The following is a 17861-nucleotide window of genomic DNA, read 5'->3' on the forward strand; positions in this document are numbered from 1 at the left end:
CCCGCCGCTTCTGCCGTTTGCGTTCCGCCGCGTCCGTGCCGCCGTTACGAACTGACCGCGCCGCGCAGCTCCGCCACGTCGAGCTGCTCGGTCTCGTCGTGCGCGGTCAGGTCGATGACCTGGCCGACGACCTGGCCCGTCGCGCGCGGCTCCGCGGTCTGCGGCGCGGCGGCGGCGGCGAGCACCTCCTCGCCGACGACGTCGGCCAGGTCGGTGTCCTGGACGGCCTCGATCGCGGCGGCGGCCTTCTTGGCGCCGATCGCGGGCCGGGTGCTCTGGGTGCCGAAGTAGTCGAAGCCGCCGGAGGGGCGGGCGGCGGGGCGGCGCTGGGCGTACGGGACGATCGCGGCCGCGGCGGGCACGTGGCGCATCGCGGGGGCCTTGGTGTGGGTGTCGCCGCCGGCCGGGCCCTCGGGCGCCGGGGCCTCGGAAGCGCTCGCGGGCTCGGGAGCGGCCTCGGGTGCCGTCTCCGGCTCGGGCTCGGGCTCAGCGGCCTGCTCCGGCTCGCCCGCGAGCCTGCGCAGGGCCTCGGCGGCCCGGCGGTAGGCCTCGGGGGTCGGCGTGCTCCCGGCGACCGGGAGCTCCTTGGCGGGGGTCGCCGCGGAGGACTCCAGGGCGAGCACGCGGCGGCCCTCCAGGGCGCTGGCGCGCTCGGTCTCCGCCGTGGCGTAGCGGCGGAGCAGGTCGGCGTGCTCGGTGCGCAGGCCGGCCAGCTCGACGCGCTTGGCGCGGAGCTTGGCGTCCAGGCGGGTGCGCAGCTCGCGCGACTCCTCCAGGTCGGACTCCAGCTCGGCGATCCGCTCCTCGTGCTTCCACTGGTCGGCGGTGCGGGCCCGGGTGAGTTCGGCGACCTGGCGGCCGGCGCCGCGGTCCCAACTGCGCATGAGGACGGCGCCGGTGACGGCGGCGGCCGCCGCGGCCGCGACGAGCAGCCGCAGCACCACCGGGTCGCCGAGCAGCCAGGCGCCCGCGGCACAGGCGACCGAAGCCCCGGCGACCGCCGAGGGCGGCAGGAGCTTGTGCAGGGGCGGGGAATGGCGGTGGCGTCCACGTGGCATGGCCTGAAATTTACCGTGCGTAGGCGCGGTATGGGGGGCCACCCCGGCAATCTCTTGGCGAGTTCTCGCCGTCGCCGGCCGGGCCCGTCCGCCTTTCCGGACAGGCCCGGCCGACTCCCCTTGTCCCGGGTCTACTTCTTGAGCAGCCCCTTCGACTGCAGATAGGCGCGGGCGACGTCCTCGGGCTTCTGCCGCTCGGCGTCGACCCGGCGGTTGAGTTCGGCGAGATCCGCCGTGGTGAGGGCCTTGGTGATCTTCTCCAGGGCGGCGGCTATGCCGGGTGCTCCGGCGTCCCGGGCGTTGACGACCGGCAGCACGTTGTCCGCGTTCTGCAGCTTCTTGTCGTCCTTGAGGAGGACGAGTCCGAAGGAGCCCAGGGTGGCGTCCGTGGTGGTGGTGAGGACCAGCTGGTCCACCCCGTCCTTGACGGCCTGCTTGGCCTGCGGGGTGCCGACTCCCTTGGGGTCGACGCCGGTCACGTCGATGCCGTACGTCTTCTTCAGGCCCGGCGCGCAGAAGGGGCGGATCTCGCATTCGTCGCCGGCGGCGATCTTCACCTTGAGCCCGGAGCGGCCGAGATCGGAAAGCGTGGTCAGCTTGTTCTTCTCCGCGAATTCCTTGCTCACCGCGAAGGCGTTCTGGTCGACGGCCCCGCCGTACGGGAGGACCTTCAGTCCGCGCGGCTCGGCGAGCGCCTTCAGGGCCTGTGCGGTGGCGGCCGGGTCACCGGAGGCGACCGGCTTCGCCGTGGGCGCGTCCGCACCGTTCACCTTCGCGTTGAGGAATTCCGCGAGCGTGGCCGCGTATTCCGGCACGACGTCGATCTCGCCCTTCTCCAGGGCCGGTTCGTACAGCTCGCGATTCTTCACGGTGGTGACGCTCGCGGAGTATCCGGCGTCCTCCAGCACCTGGGCGTAGAGCGCGGCGAGCACCTTCGCCTCGGTGAACGCGGCGGCGCCGACCACGACCGCGCCCTTGCCGCCGCCGCTCCCGCCGTCCGCGCCACCGGACTTGGACTGCTCCAGGCTGTCGCCGCCCCCGCAGGCGGCGAGCGAGACGGCCAGCGCCGTCGCGCCCAGGACCGCTCCCGTGCGGCGCAAGCTCCTGCTCACAAAGATCATCCCTTCGGTCGTGCGGCGCGGCCGAGCAAGCGGTCCGCTGCCACGAGCAGCCCCTCGACGAGAAGGGCGAGCAGGGCCACGAGCACGGCGCCCGCGACCACCTGCGGTGTGTTGTAGGTGTTGAACCCGGCGGTGATGACCCGGCCGAGGCCGCCCTGGCCGACCATGGCGGCGATGGTCGCGGTGGCGACCACCTGGACGGCGGCGGAGCGCAGTCCGGTCATCAGCAGGGGCCGGGCGAGCGGCAGCTCCACCGCGCGGAAGAGCTGCCCGCCGGACATGCCCATGCCGCGGGCGGCCTCCACGACGGCCCGGTCCACCTCCCGCACGCCCACGTAGGCGTGGGTGAGCAGTGGGGGTATCGCGAAGAGGACGAGCGCGACGACCGTCGGCACGTAGCCCGCGTTGCGCAGCGGCGAGACCATGAAGAGGGCGAGGACCGCGAAGACCGGGACGGCCCGGCCCGCGTTGGAGACGTTGACCGCGAGCGCGCCGCCCCGGCCGAGGTGGCCGAGCCAGAGGCCGAGCGGCAGGGCGACGGCGCAGGCGAGGAGCAGGGCCGTCGCGCTCACGTACAGGTGCTCGGCGAGCCGGTGCCCCACGCCGCTCTCGCCGGTCCAGTGGGCGCCGGTGGTGAGCCAGCTCCAGGTGTCCGCGACCACCGCCACGTCACACACCTCCCGCGCGGCGCGCCCCGGCCCGGGTCGCGGTCCTGGTCCCGGTCCTCGTCCAGGGCGTGAGGAGCCGCTGGAGGCCGAGCAGCAGCAGGTCGGCGGCGACCGCGAGGAGCACGCACAGCACGGCGGCGGCGAGCACCTGGGCCTTGAAGAAGGTGGGCAGCGCGTCCTCGATCAGATTGCCCAGGCCGCCGCGGCCGACGACGGCCCCGACGGTGGTGAGCGCGATCGTGGAGACCGTCGCCATCCGTATGCCGGCCATCAGGGCCGGGAGCGCCAGGGGCAGTTCGACCTCCCAGAGCAGCCGGCCCGGCCCGTACCCCATGCCGCGGGCGGCCTCCCGGGTCTCGGCGGGCACGGCGGCGAGGCCGGCCAGGACGCCGCGGACCAGGATGGTGAGGGAGTAGAGCACGAGACCGGTGACGACGAGCGCGGTCGACAGGCCGAGGAAGGGGAGCAGCAGCGAGAACATCGCGAGCGAAGGGACCGTGTAGAGCAGGGTGGTGAGGCCGAGGACCGGGCCGGCCCAGCGGGGCCGGGCGCGCACCAGGAGGGCGAGCGGGACGGCGACGGCGAGGCCGATCAGCACCGACGCCACGGTGATTCCCACATGCTGGAGCGTAGCGTCCGTCAACTCCCGGGCGCGGCTGCGCAGATACTCCCCGCAGATCCAGTCGTTCGTCACCAGGCAGTTCGCCCCGGCCATGCGCACCCCTCCCCTCACCCGCCCTCGAACATCCGTCTGGCGACCCTAACCCCCGCCACCGACCCTCACCGGGGAACGCCACAGTGTGGAAATACTTCCTTCACACAACTCCGGCCGGGACGGGTCAGAATGGGGAACCATGATCCGGTTCGAGCACGTGACCAAGCGGTACGAGGACGGCACGACGGCCGTCGACGACCTGTCCTTCGAGGTCGCCGAGGGTGAACTGGTCACGCTCGTCGGCCCGTCCGGCTGCGGCAAGACCACCACCATGAAGATGGTCAACCGGCTCGTCGAGCCCAGTTCCGGCCGGATCCTGCTCGGCGGGAAGGACGTCGCCGCCGTCGACCCGGTCGCCCTGCGCCGCACCATCGGCTACGTCATCCAGCAGGTCGGCCTCTTCCCGCACCGCACCGTCCTCGACAACACCGCCACCGTCCCCGCCCTGCTCGGCTGGAAGAAGGCCAGGGCCCGCGAACGGGCCGCCGAACTCCTCGACCTGGTCGGCCTCGACCCCGGCACCTACGGCGGCCGCTACCCCGAGCAGCTGTCCGGCGGGCAGCGCCAGCGGGTCGGCGTGGCCCGCGCGCTCGCCGCCGACCCGCCGGTGCTGCTCATGGACGAGCCCTTCGGCGCGGTCGACCCGGTGGTGCGCGAGCACCTGCAGAACGAGTTCCTCCGGCTCCAGGCCACCGTCCGCAAGACCGTGCTGCTGGTCACCCACGACCTGGAGGAGGCGGTCCGGCTCGGCGACCGGATCGCCGTCTACGGACAGGGCCGCATCGAGCAGTTCGCCGCCCCCGCCACCGTCCTCGGCGCCCCCGCCACCCCGTACGTCGCCGACTTCGTCGGCGCGGACCGGGCCCTGAAACGGCTCGCCGTCACCCCGCTCACCGAGGCCGACCTGGAGGCCCCGGAGGCCCGCCCGGAGTCCCCGGCCGACGGCCCGGCCCCGGCCGCGCACCCCGCCGTCCCGCTCGGCGCCTCCCTGAAGGACGCCCTCGCCGTGCTGCTCCAGCACGACGCCGGCCGGGTCGCCGTGCACGCGCCCGGCGCGCCCGACCGGGTGCTGGGCTCCCTCACCACGGCCGGGGTCCACCGCGCCCTGCGCCGTACCGCCGAGGCGGTCAGCTCGCGCTGAGCCGGCCGGCCATCCACACCAGGCCGGGCGGGATCTCCCGGTTCCAGGTGTTGAAGTTGTGGCCGCCGCTGTCGAGGATGATCGACGAGACCCGGGCCGGGGCCTTCACCTTGCGGATGAACTCCTTCGTCGCCTTCAGGTTGCCCTCGCCCCGCTTCGAGGAGGTCACCAGGAACGAGGTGTTCCGCCGGGGCGTGTGGTCCAGGCTCCACAGCAGGTCGGCCCGGTTCTTCGCGGCCTTGTTCCCGTGGAACAGATCGCCGGTCGTCACGTCGTCCGCCGCCTTGTAGTACGCGGAGAGGCCGGCGCCCGCCGCGAACCGGTCCGGGTGGTGCAGCACGATCTTCAGGGCGCAGTAGCCGCCGGTCGAGTTGCCCATGAAACCCCAGTTCCGGGCGTGCGTCCCGACCCGGTAGGTCTGCGAGATCGCCCGCGGCAGGTCCTCGGCGAAGAAGGTCTCCGTCTGCGGCCCGCCCGGCACGTCCACGCACTCGGTGTCCCGGGGCGGCGCCACCGTCGGACGCAGCATCACCAGGATCATCGGCTGCATCTTCCCCTCCTTGGCCTGCTGATAGGCCGTCCGGGGGTACTTCAGGCCCTTGATCAGGTTCTCCGCCGTGCCCGGATAGCCGGTGAGCACCACCGAGGCCGGGAACGTCGACTTCGCGTACCGGCTCTGGAAGTACTCCGGCGGCAGGTACACGTACGCCGGCGAGTCGATCCCCGACTTCGCGCCCGCTATGACCACCTTCTGTATCTGCCCGCCGACCGAGGGCCGCCCGCCGCCCGGCACGTCCAGCGCCTGGGTGCCGACCACCTGCACGTCCCGGGAGCCCGCCGAGTGGTCCACGACCACCCCGAGCTCCTGCTCCTGGCCGAACAGGTCGGCCCAGGAGCCGTAGAAGAGGAAGGACTTGTTCGCCGCCAGCCCGAGCGAGGCGAACAGGGCCAGCTGGGTGGCGAGCAGCAGGCCGATCCGCCCCACGACGGCCTTCCAGCCGCCGCGCGCGAGCCGAGGCCAGAGCCAGACCGTGGCGACGAAGAACACCACGGCCAGCACGACCGCCAGCGCGAGGACTTTGTTGCTGGTGAGACCCATGTGACGTCCGAGCTTTCTTCCTGATTTTTCCCTGAGATTTCCGGTAGAGCGAGTGAACCCGCCCCATCGCTGCTCCGTCCTAGAAGGCGCAAAACCCTCCGGCACGGCCCGCCCCAGCGCCGCGGCCCGCCGGATCATCAACGATCTCTCGCGGAACCACGGGAAGTACGGGAAGCGATGTCTGTCACGGTAGATGGGGACAAATCCGGATCGGTTCCGGATCGGGTGCGGCGGATCGTACGCGGCCCCCGACCGGAGAAGGTCCCGGCGCTCGTCGGCACGGCCTGCACGCTCATCGGCCTGATCGACATCGCCGCGGGAGTCCTCCCGCGGTTCCGCGCCAGCCGCATGCACGCCGCCGCCGAGGTCCTGCCCGGCACCCTGGGGCCGCTCTCCGCCGCCCTCTCACTCAGCGCCGGCGTCCTCCTGCTCCTGCTCGCCCACGGCCTCAAGCGCCACAAGCGCCGCGCCTGGCGCGCCGCCGTCATCCTGCTGCCCCTCGGCGCCGCCGCCCAGCTCGTCTGGCGCCACTCCATCACCGGCGCCGTCCTCTCCCTCGCCCTGCTCACCCTGCTCGGCGTGCACCGCGACCAGTTCGCCGCCCTGCCCGACCCGCGCAGCCGCTGGCGCGCCCTGGCCAACTTCGTCCTCATGGGCGCCGGCTCCCTCGCCCTCGGCCTCGTGATCGTCAGCGCCCACCCGCGCCGCGTCATCGGCAGCCCCAGCCTCACCGACCGCCTCGAACACGTGCTCTACGGCCTGTTCGGCGTCGAAGGCCCCGTCGACTACGCCGGCAACACCGGCTGGACCGTCGGCTACTCCCTCGGCGCCCTCGGCATGCTCACCGCCCTCACCACCATCTACCTCGCCTTCCGCCCCGAGCACCCCGCCGCCCGGCTCACCGAGGACGACGAAGCACGCCTCCGCGCCCTCCTCGACAAGCACGGCGCCCGCGACTCCCTCGGCCACTTCGCCCTCCGCCGCGACAAGGGCGTCGTCTTCTCCCCCAGCGGCAAGGCCGCCGTCTGCTACCGCGTCGTCTCCGGCGTCATGCTCGCCAGCGGCGACCCCATCGGCGACGTCGAAGCCTGGCCCGGCGCCATCGAACGCTTCATGGACGAGGCCAAGGCCCACTCCTGGACCCCCGCCGTCATGGGCTGCTCCGAGACCGGCGGCCAGGTCTGGACCCGCGAAACCGGACTCGACGCCCTCGAACTCGGCGACGAGGCCGTCGTCGACGTCGCCGACTTCTCCCTCTCCGGCCGCGCCATGCGCAACGTCCGCCAAATGGTCAAGCGCATCGAACGCAACGGCTACACCACCAAGGTCCGCCGCGTCTCCGAACTCACCGAGACCGAACTCGACCAGATCCGCCGCGCCGCCGAAGCCTGGCGCGGCACCGACACCGAACGCGGCTTCTCCATGGCCCTCGGCCGCATCGGCGGCCCCGGCGACGGCGAGGCGGTCATAGCGACCGCCCACAAAGACGACCCCGAAGGCACCGACGGCGCCCACTCCCCCCACGGCGACCTGAAAGCCATCATCCACTTCGTCCCCTGGGGCCCCGACGGCATGTCCCTGGAACTCATGCGCCGCGACCGCGCCGCCGACCCCGGCATGAACGAGCTCCTCATCGTCGCCGCCCTCCAGCAGGCCCCCCGCCTCGGCATCACCCGCGTCTCCCTCAACTTCGCCATGTTCCGCGCCGCCCTCGCCCGCGGCGAGAAGATCGGCGCCGGCCCCGTCCTCCGGCTCTGGCGCGGCCTCCTCGTCTTCCTCTCCCGCTGGTTCCAGATCGAGTCCCTCTACAAGTTCAACGCCAAGTTCCAGCCCCGCTGGGAACCCCGCTTCGTCGTCTACCGCAAAAGCGGCGACCTCCCCCGCATCGGCTTCGCCGCCATGCAGGCCGAAGGCTTCGTGAACCTCTCCCTCCCCCGCCCCTTCACCCGCCGCCGACCCACCCCCACCCCCCGGCCCTGCGCCCACATCGTCCCCTCCCAGGCCGAGCACGAGGTCCGCGCCGCCTGACCGGACCGCCCCTCCGCACCGCCGGGCCCTACGCTGGAGACATGAGTACGACGACCGACCGGGGCACGGCACACGGCCTGCCGGAGTGGGACCGCTGCGCGGTCATGGGCGTGGTCAACGTGACCCCCGACTCCTTCTCCGACGGCGGCCGCTGGTTCGACACCACGGCCGCCGTCAAACACGGCCTCGACCTCGTCGCCGAGGGCGCCGACCTCGTCGACGTCGGCGGCGAGTCCACCCGCCCCGGCGCCACCCGCGTCGACGAGGACGAAGAACTCCGCCGCGTCATACCCGTCGTCCGCGGCCTCGCCACCGAAGGCGTCACCGTCTCCGTCGACACCATGCGCGCCAGCGTCGCCGCCGCCGCCGTCGACGCCGGCGCCCGCCTCGTCAACGACGTCAGCGGCGGCCTCGCCGACCCCGCCATGATCCCCACCGTCGCCGCCACCGACGTCCCCTTCGTCGTCATGCACTGGCGCGGCTTCAGCGAGAACATGAACAGCCTCGCCGTCTACGACGACGTCGTCACCGAGGTCGTCAACGAACTCCGCACCCGCATGGAAGCCGTCGTCGACGGCGGCATCGCCCCCGAACGCATCGTCCTCGACCCCGGCCTCGGCTTCGCCAAACTCGCCCCCCACGACCTCGCCCTCGTCGCCCACCTCCCCGAGCTGCGCGCCCTCGGCCGCCCCCTCCTCGTCGCCGCCTCCCGCAAGCGCTTCCTCGGCCACGTCCTCACCCGCGAACCCGGCGCCGCCCCGCCCCCCGCCCGCGAACGCGACGCCGCCACCGCCGCCGTCTCCGCCATCGCCGCCCACGAAGGCGCCTGGGCCGTCCGCGTCCACGAGGTCCGCGCCACCGCCGACGCCGTACGCGTCGCCAGAGCCGTCGAAGGAGCCCGGTGACCCACGCCCGCCCCCGCGAAGCCGACCGGGCCGCCGTCGAAGCCGCCAACACCGCCTTCTACGAAGCGATGGAACAAGGCGACTTCGACACCGTCACCGACCTCTGGCTCGACGACGGCGCCACCACCATCTCCTGCGTCCACCCCGGCTGGCCCGTCCTCACCGGCCGCGGCGAGGTCCTCCGCTCGTACGCGCTGATCATGGCCAACACCGACTACATCCAGTTCTTCCTCACCGACGTCGAGATCTCCCTCGCCGACGACGTGGCCATCGTCACGTGCACCGAGAACATCCTCAGCGGCGGACCCGCCGAGGACGGCGCCGAACTCGGACCCCTCGTCGGCCAGCTCGTCGTCGCCACCAACGTCTTCCGCCGCACGTCGGACGGGTGGAAGGTGTGGTCCCACCACGGCTCGCCCGTCATCCCCGAGACCGAACCCGACGAGACCGACGCCACAACCGACTGAGCCGTCGTTCAGGAGCCCCCCGTCCGGCTGTCGGTGCCCGCGGGTAGATTCGATGGTGGACACCCGGCCGTCCGCACCCGGCTGCGTGGCCACCGGAACTACGACAGCAGGAGTGATTCGCGTGGATCGTGTCGCGCTGCGCGGCCTCAAGGCCCGAGGGCACCACGGCGTCTTCCCCAAGGAACGCGAAGAGGGACAGACCTTCATCGTCGACCTCACCCTCGGCATCGACACCCGCGCCGCGGCCGCCGACGACGACCTCACGAAGACCGTCCACTACGGCGTCGTCGCCGAAGAGGTCGTCGACGTCGTCCAGGGCGAGCCCGTGGACCTCATCGAAACGCTCGCCGAGCGCATCGCCCAGCAGTGCCTCAAGCACGCCGGCGTCCAGGAGGTCGAGGTCGTCGTCCACAAGCCGGACGCGCCCATCACCGTCCCCTTCGACGACGTCACCGTCACCATCACCCGGAGCCGCGCATGAAGCCCCCGCACAGCGACCCCACCGTCCAGCCCGTCCCCGCCGCCGTCACCGCCGCCGTGGACGCCGCCGACACCACCCTCTCCAACCCCAAATGGGCCGTCCTCGCCCTCGGCGCCAACCTCGGCAACCGCCTGGAAACCCTCCAGGGCGCCGTCGACGCCCTCGAAGACACCCCCGGCCTCCGCGTGAAGGCCGTCTCCCACGTCTACGAGACCGAACCCTGGGGCGTCGAGCCCGGCAGCCAGCCCTCGTACTTCAACGCCGTCGTCCTCGTCCGCACCACCCTCCCCCCGGCCTCGCTCCTGGAGCGCGCCCACGCCGTCGAGGAGGCCTTCCACCGCGTCCGCGAAGAACGCTGGGGCGCCCGCACCATCGACGTCGACATCATCACCTACGCCGACGTCCTCTCCGAGGACCCCCACCTCACCCTCCCGCACCCCCGCGCCCACCAGCGCGCCTTCGTCCTCGCCCCCTGGCACGACGTCGACCCCGAGGCCCAGCTCCCCGGACACGGCCCCGTCGCCCAGCTGCTCACCGCCATCGGCACCGAAGGCGTCGTGCCGCGCACCGACCTGGAACTCCGACTCCCCGAGTAGTCGTTACGCTCCAGGAAGACACGGACAGGCACACGGACGACCCGAAGGACACCCGGTGAAACAACTGCGGCTCAAGGTGCTCGCCGGACTCTTCCTCGTCGCCGGCATCCTGTCCTGGGGCGCCGCCCGCCTGTGGGACTCGCTCGGCACGCTCCCCAGCGTGCCGCTCGCGGCCCCCATCGTCCTCGCCGCCATCGCGGTCGTCCTCACCGCCACGGCCCTCTCGCTGCGCGCCCGCCTCAAGGCCCAGCGCGAGCGCCGCCCCGGCGCCAAGGGCGTCGAACCCCTGATGGCCGCCCGCGCCGTCGTCTTCGGCCAGGCCAGCGCCCTGGTCGCCGCCCTGGTCGCCGGCATGTACGGCGGCACGGGCGTCTTCCTCCTCGGCTCCCTCGACATCCCGGCCCGCCGCGACCAGGCCATCTACGCCGCCGCCTCGGTCCTCACCGGCTTCGCGGTCATCGCCGCGGCCCTCTTCCTGGAACGCGTCTGCAAACTCCCGGACGACGAGAACCCCCAGGGCCCGGGCAAGGCCCGGGCCTCCTGACCGCACCCCTACCAGGGCTCACGCACCAGATGCCCGTTCACCAGGAAGGTGGGGTGCGGGGCCAGCCGGTAGCTGTAGAAGGTGAAGGGCTTGGCCCCGAGGGCGGGGCGGGGGCGGACCTCGTGGACCTGGACCCAGGTGGACTCGGGCGGGTCGAGGCGGTGGTGCTCGGGGGTGAAGGTGCCGCGGCTCTGCCAGCGGTTCGACACGTAGAGCTGCGATGCAGGCTGCTGCTTGGGCGTGAACCGGGCTCCGATGATCTCTGCCACCTCGATCAGGAACGGCACGTTGGCACTCGCGATGACGCGCCCATATCCATGGCTCTTGTCGCAGCCGTCACCGTCGATGTACCCATCGAGGAAGCCCTGGAAAGTGGAGATGTCCCGCAGGACCACCCGCGGGAAGCGCTGCCGCATGTGGTGGGCGTCCCCGCCCACGTAGTGCCTCAGCGCGTCAGAGAGGTACGAAGAGACCACACGGACCCTGAAGCCCGCCAGGTCTCGCTTGAGATAGCCGGACGGCCGGGATACTGCCTCCAGACGCGCAGGAAGCCCCGTGCAGGCCGTCAATGCGGCCGCATACCGGGTCGCGAAGTCCTCCTCGTTCACGACCAGCGACACATAGTTCTTGCCGACGGTCCCGTCAGCGCAGGTTGCGCCGACGAAGTACCCGAACTCGTACCCCGGCCTGATGGCGAACCGCTCCCGACGGAGCTTCCGCGCCGGCGTCCAGGCCACCGTCGCCCCCGCCGCGTCCCGGGCGTGCGTCCAACCGTCCGGCGTGGCGAGCAGCAAGTCCGGGCTCGCGGTGAAGGTCATGTGATCCGTGACCACGTCGACGGCTTCACGCCCCTTCACCGCCGTCACACCCATGACCGTGGTCTGCACCGTCCGGTCGCCGTCCAGCGTCCACATCGCACCGCCGGGCGCCACGTTCTTCGCCTGGACACAGCCGTCCACCAGGTTCACCAGCATCTTGCTGGAAAGGCCGTACCCCATACCGATCCCCCTTGATCCGCGATCAATCCCACTGATCGGGGACGGTATGGAGCAGGGCGGACACTCCGCTACTAACGTGCCAATATCAGGGACATAGCCTCAGCTCGTGTAGTAGCGTCACGAAGTTGGCCACGCACCGCCGAGGTCGTCGTCTTCGCGCCCGGCTTGCGGATGCCGCGCAGCGACATGCACATGTGCTCGGCCTCGATCACGACGATCGCCCCGCGCGCGTCGAGGATCTTCATCAGCGAATCGGCTATCTGGGTTGTCAGGCGCTCCTGCACCTGCGGACGGCGAGCGAAGACATCGACCAGCCGCGCCAGCTTCGACAGGCCCGTGATCTTGCCGCTCTCCGCCGGGATGTAGCCCACATGGGCCACACCATGGAACGGGAGCAAATGATGTTCGCAGAAGCTAACGAGCTCGATGTCCTTAACGAGGACCATTTCATCGTGACCGATGTCAAAAGTCGTGGTCAGGACGTCTTCGGGCTCTTGCCTCATCCCGGCAAGCAATTCCCTATATGCACGTGCAACGCGCGCAGGAGTCTCTTGCAAACCCTCTCGGTCGGGATTCTCGCCGACCGCGATCAGCAGCTCCCGCACGGCGTTCTCGGCGCGCTTCTCGTCGAACTCGCCGATCGGGCCCTCGCCGTCCAGCGTCACCGGGTCGGTCATCTGTGCCTCGTTCCGTCTGTCCCTGACATGGCGCGGAAAGGGCCGCGCCCCCACAGGCTAAAACCTGCGGGGGCGCGGCTTCCATTCCGGGATCGTCCGGGCCGGCGGAACTCAGGGTTCCGGGGTGTCCTCCGGGGCGATGTCGATCGACTTGGTGGTGTCGACCGGCGTCGTCGCCGACGAGGAGCCGTTGGCGCTGTTGGTCAGGGCCAGCTCCTTCGGGGAGAGGACCGGCGGGCGGGTGGACGGGGTGCGGCGGGCCGAGCCCGTCCAGGCCGGGCGGGCCGGGCGCTTGACGATGGGGGCGAAGATCTCGGCGATCTCCTCCTTGCCCAGGGTCTCCTTCTCAAGGAGCGCCAGGACCAGGTTGTCGAGGACGTCGCGGTTCTCGACCAGGATCTCCCAGGCCTCGTTGTGGGCGGTCTCGATGAGCTTCTTGACCTCTTCGTCGACCAGCGCGGCGACCTCTTCGGAGTAGTCGCGCTGGTGGGCCATCTCACGTCCGAGGAAGGGCTCGGTGTTGTCGCCGCCGAACTTGATGGCGCCGAGCCGCTCGGTCATGCCGTACTGGGTGACCATCGCGCGGGCCGTGGCGGTGGCCTTCTCGATGTCGTTGGCGGCGCCGGTGGTCGGGTCGTGGAAGACCAGTTCCTCGGCGGCGCGTCCGCCCAGCATGTAGGCGAGCTGGTCGAGCATCTCGTTGCGGGTGGTCGAGTACTTGTCCTCGTCCGGGAGGACCATGGTGTAGCCCAGGGCCCGGCCGCGGGACAGGATGGTGATCTTGTGGACCGGGTCGGAGTTCGGCGAGGCCGCCGCGACGAGGGCGTGGCCGCCCTCGTGGTACGCGGTGATCTTCTTCTCCTTGTCCGACATGATGCGGGTCCGCTTCTGCGGGCCCGCGACCACGCGGTCGATCGCCTCGTCGAGCGCCTTGTTGTCGATCAGCTTCTTGTCCGAGCGGGCGGTGAGGAGCGCCGCCTCGTTGAGGACGTTGGAGAGGTCGGCGCCGGTGAAGCCGGGGGTGCGGCGGGCGACGGCGCCGAGGTCGACGTCCGGGGCGACCGGCTTGCCCTTCTGGTGGACCTTGAGGATCTCCAGGCGGCCCTGCATGTCGGGGCGGTCGACGGCGATCTGCCGGTCGAAGCGGCCCGGGCGCAGGAGGGCGGGGTCGAGGATGTCGGGGCGGTTGGTGGCGGCGATCAGGATGACGCCGCCCTTGACGTCGAAGCCGTCCATTTCGACGAGCAGCTGGTTGAGGGTCTGCTCGCGCTCGTCGTGTCCGCCGCCGAGGCCGGCGCCGCGGTGGCGGCCGACGGCGTCGATCTCGTCGACGAAGACGATGGCGGGGGCGTTGGCCTTGGCCTGTTCGAAGAGGTCGCGGACGCGGCTTGCGCCGACGCCGACGAACATTTCGACGAAGTCGGAGCCGGAGATCGAGTAGAAGGGCACTCCGGCCTCGCCGGCGACGGCGCGGGCGAGGAGGGTCTTGCCGGTTCCGGGCGGGCCGTAGAGCAGCACGCCCTTGGGGATCTTGGCGCCGACGGCCTGGAACTTGGCCGGTTCCTGGAGGAATTCCTTGATCTCGTGGAGTTCCTCGACCGCCTCGTCCGAGCCCGCCACGTCGGCGAAGGTCGTCTTGGGGGTGTCCTTGGTGATGAGCTTGGCCTTGGACTTCCCGAAGTTCATGACGCGGGAGCCGCCGCCCTGCATCTGGTTCATCAGGAAGAGGAAGACCACGACGATCAGGACGAAGGGCAGCAGGGAGAGCAGGACCGAGATGAAGGGGGACTGCTTCGTCGGGGAGACGGTGTAGCCGCCCTCGATCTGCCCGGCCTCGAACTTCTCCTGGAGCTTGTCGGCCAGGTCGGCGCCCTGGGTGCCGATGTAGCTGGCCTGGACCTTGCCGCTCTTGTCGATCTTCTGGCCGTCGACCAGCGTGATCTTGACGACCTGCTCGTCACCGGTGGTGAGCTGTGCGGATTTGACCTGGTTCTTGTCGATCGCCTGGACGACCTTGCCGGTGTCCACCGTCTTGTAGCCCTCGGACGAGCCGACGACCTGCATCAGCACGACCACGGCGAGGACGGCCAGCACGATCCACATGACCGGCCCGCGGAAGTATCGCTTCACGTCCATCCATACGAGGCGTGCACGACGCCCCGTCCCTCCTGCCCGTAGGTGAATGCTGCTGAGTAGCTGCGGTTGTTTGGAGCTGCGGTATGAAAAAGCTGTTCTTCGGACGGTACCCCAGCATGGGGGCCCGCGGCCGCCTTCCGTTGCTTCAACGCGGGGAGGGCGGTGCGGGTTCCCCGGTGCCGGGGGCCCTGCCGGATCGTGCCGGGCCGTGTCCGGCCCTGTCGGGGTGCCTCAGCCGCCGTAGACGTGCGGGGCGAGGGTGCCGACGAAGGGGAGGTTCCGGTACTTCTCGGCGTAGTCGAGGCCGTAGCCGACGACGAACTCGTTGGGGATGTCGAAGCCGATCCACTTGACGTCGATGGCGACCTTGGCCGCGTCCGGCTTGCGCAGCAGGGTGCAGACCTCGAGGGAGGCCGGCTCGCGCGAGCCGAGGTTGGACAGGAGCCAGGACAGGGTCAGGCCCGAGTCGATGATGTCCTCGACGATCAGGACGTGCCTGCCCTTGATGTCCGTGTCGAGGTCCTTGAGGATGCGGACCACGCCGGAGGACTGGGTGCCGGCTCCGTAGGAGGAGACGGCCATCCAGTCCATGGTGACGGGGGTGGACAGGGCACGTGCCAGGTCCGCCATCACCATCACGGCGCCCTTGAGGACGCCGACGATGAGCAGGTCCTTGCCCGCGTACTCCGCGTCGATCTTCGCGGCGAGCTCGGCGAGCTTCGCGTCGATCTCTTCCTTGGTGATGAGGACCGACTGGAGGTCGGCGCCCATGTCCTTCTCGTTCACCCGGGTCACTTTCGTTGCAGCTTGCGACTTGCGGTCAGCCTTGCCGGATGACCAGTCTGCCACCCTGCCGCAGTGCCTCGACGCGGCCGGGCAGGTTGATGGCTCCTTGGCCGCGCCATCCGGTGATCAGCCGGTCGACTTCCTCGATGTGCCGGGCGAAGAGGGAGCCGGCGGGGGCGCCGCTCGCGATCACGGCGCGGCGCAGGACGCGGCGGCGGACGGCGGGGGGCAGTCCGTGGAGCTTGGCGCATTCGAGGCGGCCGGCTTCGTCGCGTACGGCGGCTTCGGCGTCGGCGGCCCAGGAGTCGAGGGCGTCGGCGTCGTCGCGGGAGAGCTGGGCCGTTCGGGCGAGGGCTTCGACGACTCCCTTGCCGAGGGCCTTCTCGAGGGCGGGGAGGCCTTCGTGGCGGAGCCGGGAGCGGGTGTAGGCGGGGTCGCTGTTGTGGGGGTCGTCCCAGACGGCGAGTTCCTGGGCGATGCAGGCCTTGCGGACGGTCTGGCGGTCGAGTTCCAGGAAGGGGCGGCGGTAGCGGCCTGCGGTGCCGGAGACGGCGGCCATGCCGGAGAGGGAGCGGATGCCGGAGCCGCGGGCGAGGCCGAGGAGGACGGTTTCGGCCTGGTCGTCGCGGGTGTGGCCGAGGAGGACGGCGGTGGCGCCGTGGCGTTCGGCGGCGGCGTCGAGGGCGGCGTAGCGGGCGTCCCGGGCGGCGGCCTCGGGTCCGCCTTCGCGGCCGACGGTGACGGTGACGGCTTCGACGGGGGCGAGGCCGAGGGTGGTCATCCGGTCGGCGACCTCGTGGGCGCGCTGGGTGGAGCCGTGCTGGAGGCCGTGGTCGACGGTGATGCCGCCGGCGCGGAGGGGGAGTTTGCGTGCTTCGAAGGCGAGTGCGGAGGCGAGCGCCATGGAGTCGGCGCCGCCGGAGCAGGCGACGAGCACGAGGGGGTGTGCGCCGGGCGGGGTGCCGGGGGTGTGCGGCTGCCCGGTGGGCTGGTGGTGGTGTTCGGTGAGGACGTCGTGGAGTACGCGGCGGACCGCCAGGCGTATCGCCGCGACCGCAGGATGGGGACCCATGTCCGGTGCCCTTCGTGGAGAGAGTGGGGTGCCTCGGTCGGAGTCTTAACGGTCGGAAAGGGGGGTTCGGTCACTCAGAGTGCGTCGATGGTGACAGAACCTGGCCGTCAGCCGAGCATTGCACGCCTCACCCGCCGCCTACGGTCCCTCGGATGGGTGATTGGTGGGGTGTTCTTCGGTCATCCGACGCGTCCGTCTCATGAGTCTGCCTTACGGTGCACCCTCGCCACCCAGTCGGCGGGCCGGGCGATCTCGGTCTTGGTGGGCAGGGTGTTGGGCGAGGTCCACACGCGGTTGAAGCCGTCCATGCCGACCTGGTCGACGACGGCGCGGACGAAGCGTTCGCCGTCGCGGTACTGGCGCAGTTTGGCGTCGAGGCCGAGGAGCTTGCGCAGGGCGAGGTCGAGCCGGGAGGCGCCGCGGGCGCGGCGTTGCTGGAACTTCTCGCGGATCTCGGTGACGGAGGGCACGACCTCGGGGCCGACGCCGTCCATGACGTAGTCGGCGTGGCCTTCGAGGAGGGACATGACGGCGGTGAGGCGGCCGAGGATCTCGCGTTGTTCGGGGGTCTGGACGAGTTCGACGAGGGAGGGGGAGGGTTCGTCGCGTTCGCCCTCGGGGCGGCTGCCGGCGAGGGCCTGGGCGGCTTCGCGGAGGCGTTCGACGACGGTGGAGGGGTCGACGTCGGTGGCGGCGAGGAAGGACTGGATCTCGCCCTGGAGGTGGTCGCGGAGCCAGGGGACGCCGGTGAACTGGGTGCGGTGGGTCTCTTCGTGGAGGCAGACCCAGAGGCGGAAGTCGTGGGGGTCGACGTCGAGCTCGCGTTCGACGTGGACGATGTTGGGGGCGACGAGCAGGAGGCGGCCGCCGCCGTCGGGGCCGGCGGGCAGGTCGCGGGTGGCGGGGGCGAAGGTCTCGTACTGGCCGAGGATCCGGGAGGCGAGGAAGGAGAGCAGCATGCCGAGCTCGACGCCGGTGACCTTGCCGCCGACGGCGCTGAGCACGGTGCCGCCGGGGGTGGTGGAGCGGCGTTCCTTCATCTTGTCGAGGAGGGGGGTGAGCAGTTCGCGGAAGCCGGCGACGTTGGCCTTGATCCAGCCGGCCCGGTCGACGACGAGGACGGGGGTGTCGTCGGGGGTGTGGCCTTCGGGGATCATGCGGGTGTAGCCGCGGACGTGGTCCTCGGCGGCGCGGGCGTGCCGGCGGAGTTCGGCGACGACCTCGCGGGCCTCGTCCCGGCTCACCTCCGGGCCCGGGCGCACCAGTCGGGTCGCCGTCGCGACGGCGAGGTTCCAGTCGACCATCCCCGATGTGCCTGCACCACCGATGCTCGTCATGCGTCAACCGTACGTTCTCGGGGCCCGTTCGG

At 71.3% G+C, this 17861-nt stretch carries 18 protein-coding genes; 7 read left to right on the forward strand and 11 right to left on the reverse strand.

Annotated features, from left to right (window positions below):
• Positions 1–44: 44 nt before the first annotated feature.
• The 4 genes from ACIGW2_RS10770 to ACIGW2_RS10785 form a co-directional block, all read right to left on the reverse strand.
• On the reverse strand, positions 45–1058 hold the full coding sequence (locus ACIGW2_RS10770; protein ID WP_399842794.1) for a hypothetical protein: 1014 nt from the start codon (positions 1056–1058) through the stop codon (positions 45–47).
• A 131-nt stretch (positions 1059–1189) separates the two neighbouring features.
• Positions 1190–2179, reverse strand: a complete 990-nt coding sequence (locus ACIGW2_RS10775; RefSeq protein ID WP_391654255.1) for an ABC transporter substrate-binding protein — start codon at positions 2177–2179, stop codon at positions 1190–1192.
• Entirely contained in the window at positions 2176–2847 is a 672-nt protein-coding gene (locus ACIGW2_RS10780) for an ABC transporter permease (RefSeq protein ID WP_391654254.1), read from the reverse strand. Before ACIGW2_RS10780 ends, ACIGW2_RS10775 begins: the two co-directional genes overlap by 4 nt.
• Before the next feature lies 1 nt (position 2848).
• The gene (locus tag ACIGW2_RS10785) at positions 2849–3562 is read right to left on the reverse strand and encodes an ABC transporter permease (RefSeq protein WP_399842798.1); all 714 of its coding nucleotides are present in this window, start codon (positions 3560–3562) and stop codon (positions 2849–2851) included.
• A 139-nt stretch (positions 3563–3701) separates the two neighbouring features.
• Between ACIGW2_RS10785 and ACIGW2_RS10790 the strand changes: the two genes are divergently transcribed.
• Positions 3702–4703 (forward strand): ABC transporter ATP-binding protein, encoded by a 1002-nt coding sequence (locus tag ACIGW2_RS10790; protein ID WP_391654252.1) that lies wholly within the window; start codon positions 3702–3704, stop codon positions 4701–4703.
• Here the strand turns inward: ACIGW2_RS10790 and ACIGW2_RS10795 are convergent.
• Positions 4690–5802 carry an alpha/beta hydrolase gene (locus ACIGW2_RS10795; protein ID WP_391654251.1) on the reverse strand — a complete coding sequence of 371 codons (1113 nt, stop codon included), beginning with the start codon at positions 5800–5802 and terminating at the stop codon, positions 4690–4692. The genes ACIGW2_RS10790 and ACIGW2_RS10795 overlap by 14 nt on opposite strands.
• 177 nt (positions 5803–5979) lie before the next feature.
• On the opposite strand from ACIGW2_RS10795, the gene ACIGW2_RS10800 reads away from it, so the two are divergent.
• From ACIGW2_RS10800 to ACIGW2_RS10825, 6 genes are all read left to right on the forward strand, one after another.
• Positions 5980–7830: a phosphatidylglycerol lysyltransferase domain-containing protein gene (locus ACIGW2_RS10800; RefSeq protein ID WP_399842801.1), complete on the forward strand. Its 1851-nt coding sequence runs from the start codon at positions 5980–5982 to the stop codon at positions 7828–7830.
• Between the two features lie 41 nt (positions 7831–7871).
• Positions 7872–8735 (forward strand): dihydropteroate synthase, encoded by an 864-nt coding sequence (gene folP / locus ACIGW2_RS10805; RefSeq protein WP_391654249.1) that lies wholly within the window; start codon positions 7872–7874, stop codon positions 8733–8735.
• Positions 8736–8803: 68 nt separating this feature from the next.
• Complete coding sequence (locus ACIGW2_RS10810) at positions 8804–9202, forward strand: nuclear transport factor 2 family protein (protein WP_399843502.1); 399 nt, start codon at positions 8804–8806, stop codon at positions 9200–9202.
• A gap of 121 nt (positions 9203–9323) precedes the next feature.
• Positions 9324–9683, forward strand: a complete 360-nt coding sequence (gene folB, locus ACIGW2_RS10815) for a dihydroneopterin aldolase (RefSeq protein ID WP_265865324.1) — start codon at positions 9324–9326, stop codon at positions 9681–9683.
• Positions 9680–10279: a 2-amino-4-hydroxy-6-hydroxymethyldihydropteridine diphosphokinase gene (folK, locus tag ACIGW2_RS10820; RefSeq protein ID WP_361589490.1), complete on the forward strand. Its 600-nt coding sequence runs from the start codon at positions 9680–9682 to the stop codon at positions 10277–10279. The genes folB and folK overlap by 4 nt, the downstream gene beginning before the upstream one ends.
• Positions 10280–10334: 55 nt before the next feature.
• A complete protein-coding gene (locus tag ACIGW2_RS10825) occupies positions 10335–10823 on the forward strand; it encodes a DUF3180 domain-containing protein (RefSeq protein ID WP_391654248.1) in 489 nt (162 codons plus the stop codon).
• Between the two features lie 8 nt (positions 10824–10831).
• Here the strand turns inward: ACIGW2_RS10825 and ACIGW2_RS10830 are convergent, their stop codons facing one another.
• The 6 genes from ACIGW2_RS10830 to ACIGW2_RS10855 form a co-directional block, all read right to left on the reverse strand.
• The gene (locus ACIGW2_RS10830; protein ID WP_399842804.1) at positions 10832–11821 is read right to left on the reverse strand and encodes a hypothetical protein; all 990 of its coding nucleotides are present in this window, start codon (positions 11819–11821) and stop codon (positions 10832–10834) included.
• Between the two features lie 71 nt (positions 11822–11892).
• The gene (gene folE / locus ACIGW2_RS10835) at positions 11893–12498 is read right to left on the reverse strand and encodes a GTP cyclohydrolase I FolE (RefSeq protein ID WP_361589498.1); all 606 of its coding nucleotides are present in this window, start codon (positions 12496–12498) and stop codon (positions 11893–11895) included.
• 111 nt (positions 12499–12609) lie between these two features.
• Positions 12610–14634 (reverse strand): ATP-dependent zinc metalloprotease FtsH, encoded by a 2025-nt coding sequence (gene ftsH, locus ACIGW2_RS10840; protein WP_361589501.1) that lies wholly within the window; start codon positions 14632–14634, stop codon positions 12610–12612.
• Between the two features lie 231 nt (positions 14635–14865).
• Positions 14866–15405 (reverse strand): hypoxanthine phosphoribosyltransferase, encoded by a 540-nt coding sequence (hpt, locus tag ACIGW2_RS10845; protein ID WP_265865395.1) that lies wholly within the window; start codon positions 15403–15405, stop codon positions 14866–14868.
• A 49-nt stretch (positions 15406–15454) separates the two neighbouring features.
• Entirely contained in the window at positions 15455–16492 is a 1038-nt protein-coding gene (gene tilS, locus ACIGW2_RS10850; protein WP_391654245.1) for a tRNA lysidine(34) synthetase TilS, read from the reverse strand.
• Between the two features lie 197 nt (positions 16493–16689).
• Entirely contained in the window at positions 16690–17829 is a 1140-nt protein-coding gene (locus ACIGW2_RS10855; RefSeq protein WP_399842808.1) for a zinc-dependent metalloprotease, read from the reverse strand.
• Positions 17830–17861 lie beyond the last annotated feature (32 nt).

The organism is Streptomyces sp. NPDC053541, assembly GCF_044544705.1.
Taxonomy (GTDB): Bacteria; Actinomycetota; Actinomycetes; order Streptomycetales; family Streptomycetaceae; genus Streptomyces.

Bases quoted from the DNA above. Each gene is read 5' to 3' on its own strand.
- ACIGW2_RS10795 (WP_391654251.1), bottom strand. From the start codon at position 5,802: ATGGGTCTCACCAGCAACAAAGTCCTCGCGCTGGCGGTCGTGCTGGCC.
- ACIGW2_RS10775 (WP_391654255.1), bottom strand. From the start codon at position 2,179: ATGATCTTTGTGAGCAGGAGCTTGCGCCGCACGGGAGCGGTCCTGGGC.
- ACIGW2_RS10800 (WP_399842801.1), top strand. From the start codon at position 5,980: ATGTCTGTCACGGTAGATGGGGACAAATCCGGATCGGTTCCGGATCGG.
- ACIGW2_RS10810 (WP_399843502.1), top strand. From the start codon at position 8,804: ATGGAACAAGGCGACTTCGACACCGTCACCGACCTCTGGCTCGACGAC.
- folP (WP_391654249.1), top strand. From the start codon at position 7,872: ATGAGTACGACGACCGACCGGGGCACGGCACACGGCCTGCCGGAGTGG.
- tilS (WP_391654245.1), bottom strand. From the start codon at position 16,492: ATGGGTCCCCATCCTGCGGTCGCGGCGATACGCCTGGCGGTCCGCCGC.
- ACIGW2_RS10770 (WP_399842794.1), bottom strand. From the start codon at position 1,058: ATGCCACGTGGACGCCACCGCCATTCCCCGCCCCTGCACAAGCTCCTG.
- ACIGW2_RS10785 (WP_399842798.1), bottom strand. From the start codon at position 3,562: ATGGCCGGGGCGAACTGCCTGGTGACGAACGACTGGATCTGCGGGGAG.
- ACIGW2_RS10830 (WP_399842804.1), bottom strand. From the start codon at position 11,821: ATGGGGTACGGCCTTTCCAGCAAGATGCTGGTGAACCTGGTGGACGGC.
- hpt (WP_265865395.1), bottom strand. From the start codon at position 15,405: ATGGGCGCCGACCTCCAGTCGGTCCTCATCACCAAGGAAGAGATCGAC.
- folK (WP_361589490.1), top strand. From the start codon at position 9,680: ATGAAGCCCCCGCACAGCGACCCCACCGTCCAGCCCGTCCCCGCCGCC.
- ftsH (WP_361589501.1), bottom strand. From the start codon at position 14,634: ATGGACGTGAAGCGATACTTCCGCGGGCCGGTCATGTGGATCGTGCTG.
- ACIGW2_RS10855 (WP_399842808.1), bottom strand. From the start codon at position 17,829: ATGACGAGCATCGGTGGTGCAGGCACATCGGGGATGGTCGACTGGAAC.
- folE (WP_361589498.1), bottom strand. From the start codon at position 12,498: ATGACCGACCCGGTGACGCTGGACGGCGAGGGCCCGATCGGCGAGTTC.
- ACIGW2_RS10790 (WP_391654252.1), top strand. From the start codon at position 3,702: ATGATCCGGTTCGAGCACGTGACCAAGCGGTACGAGGACGGCACGACG.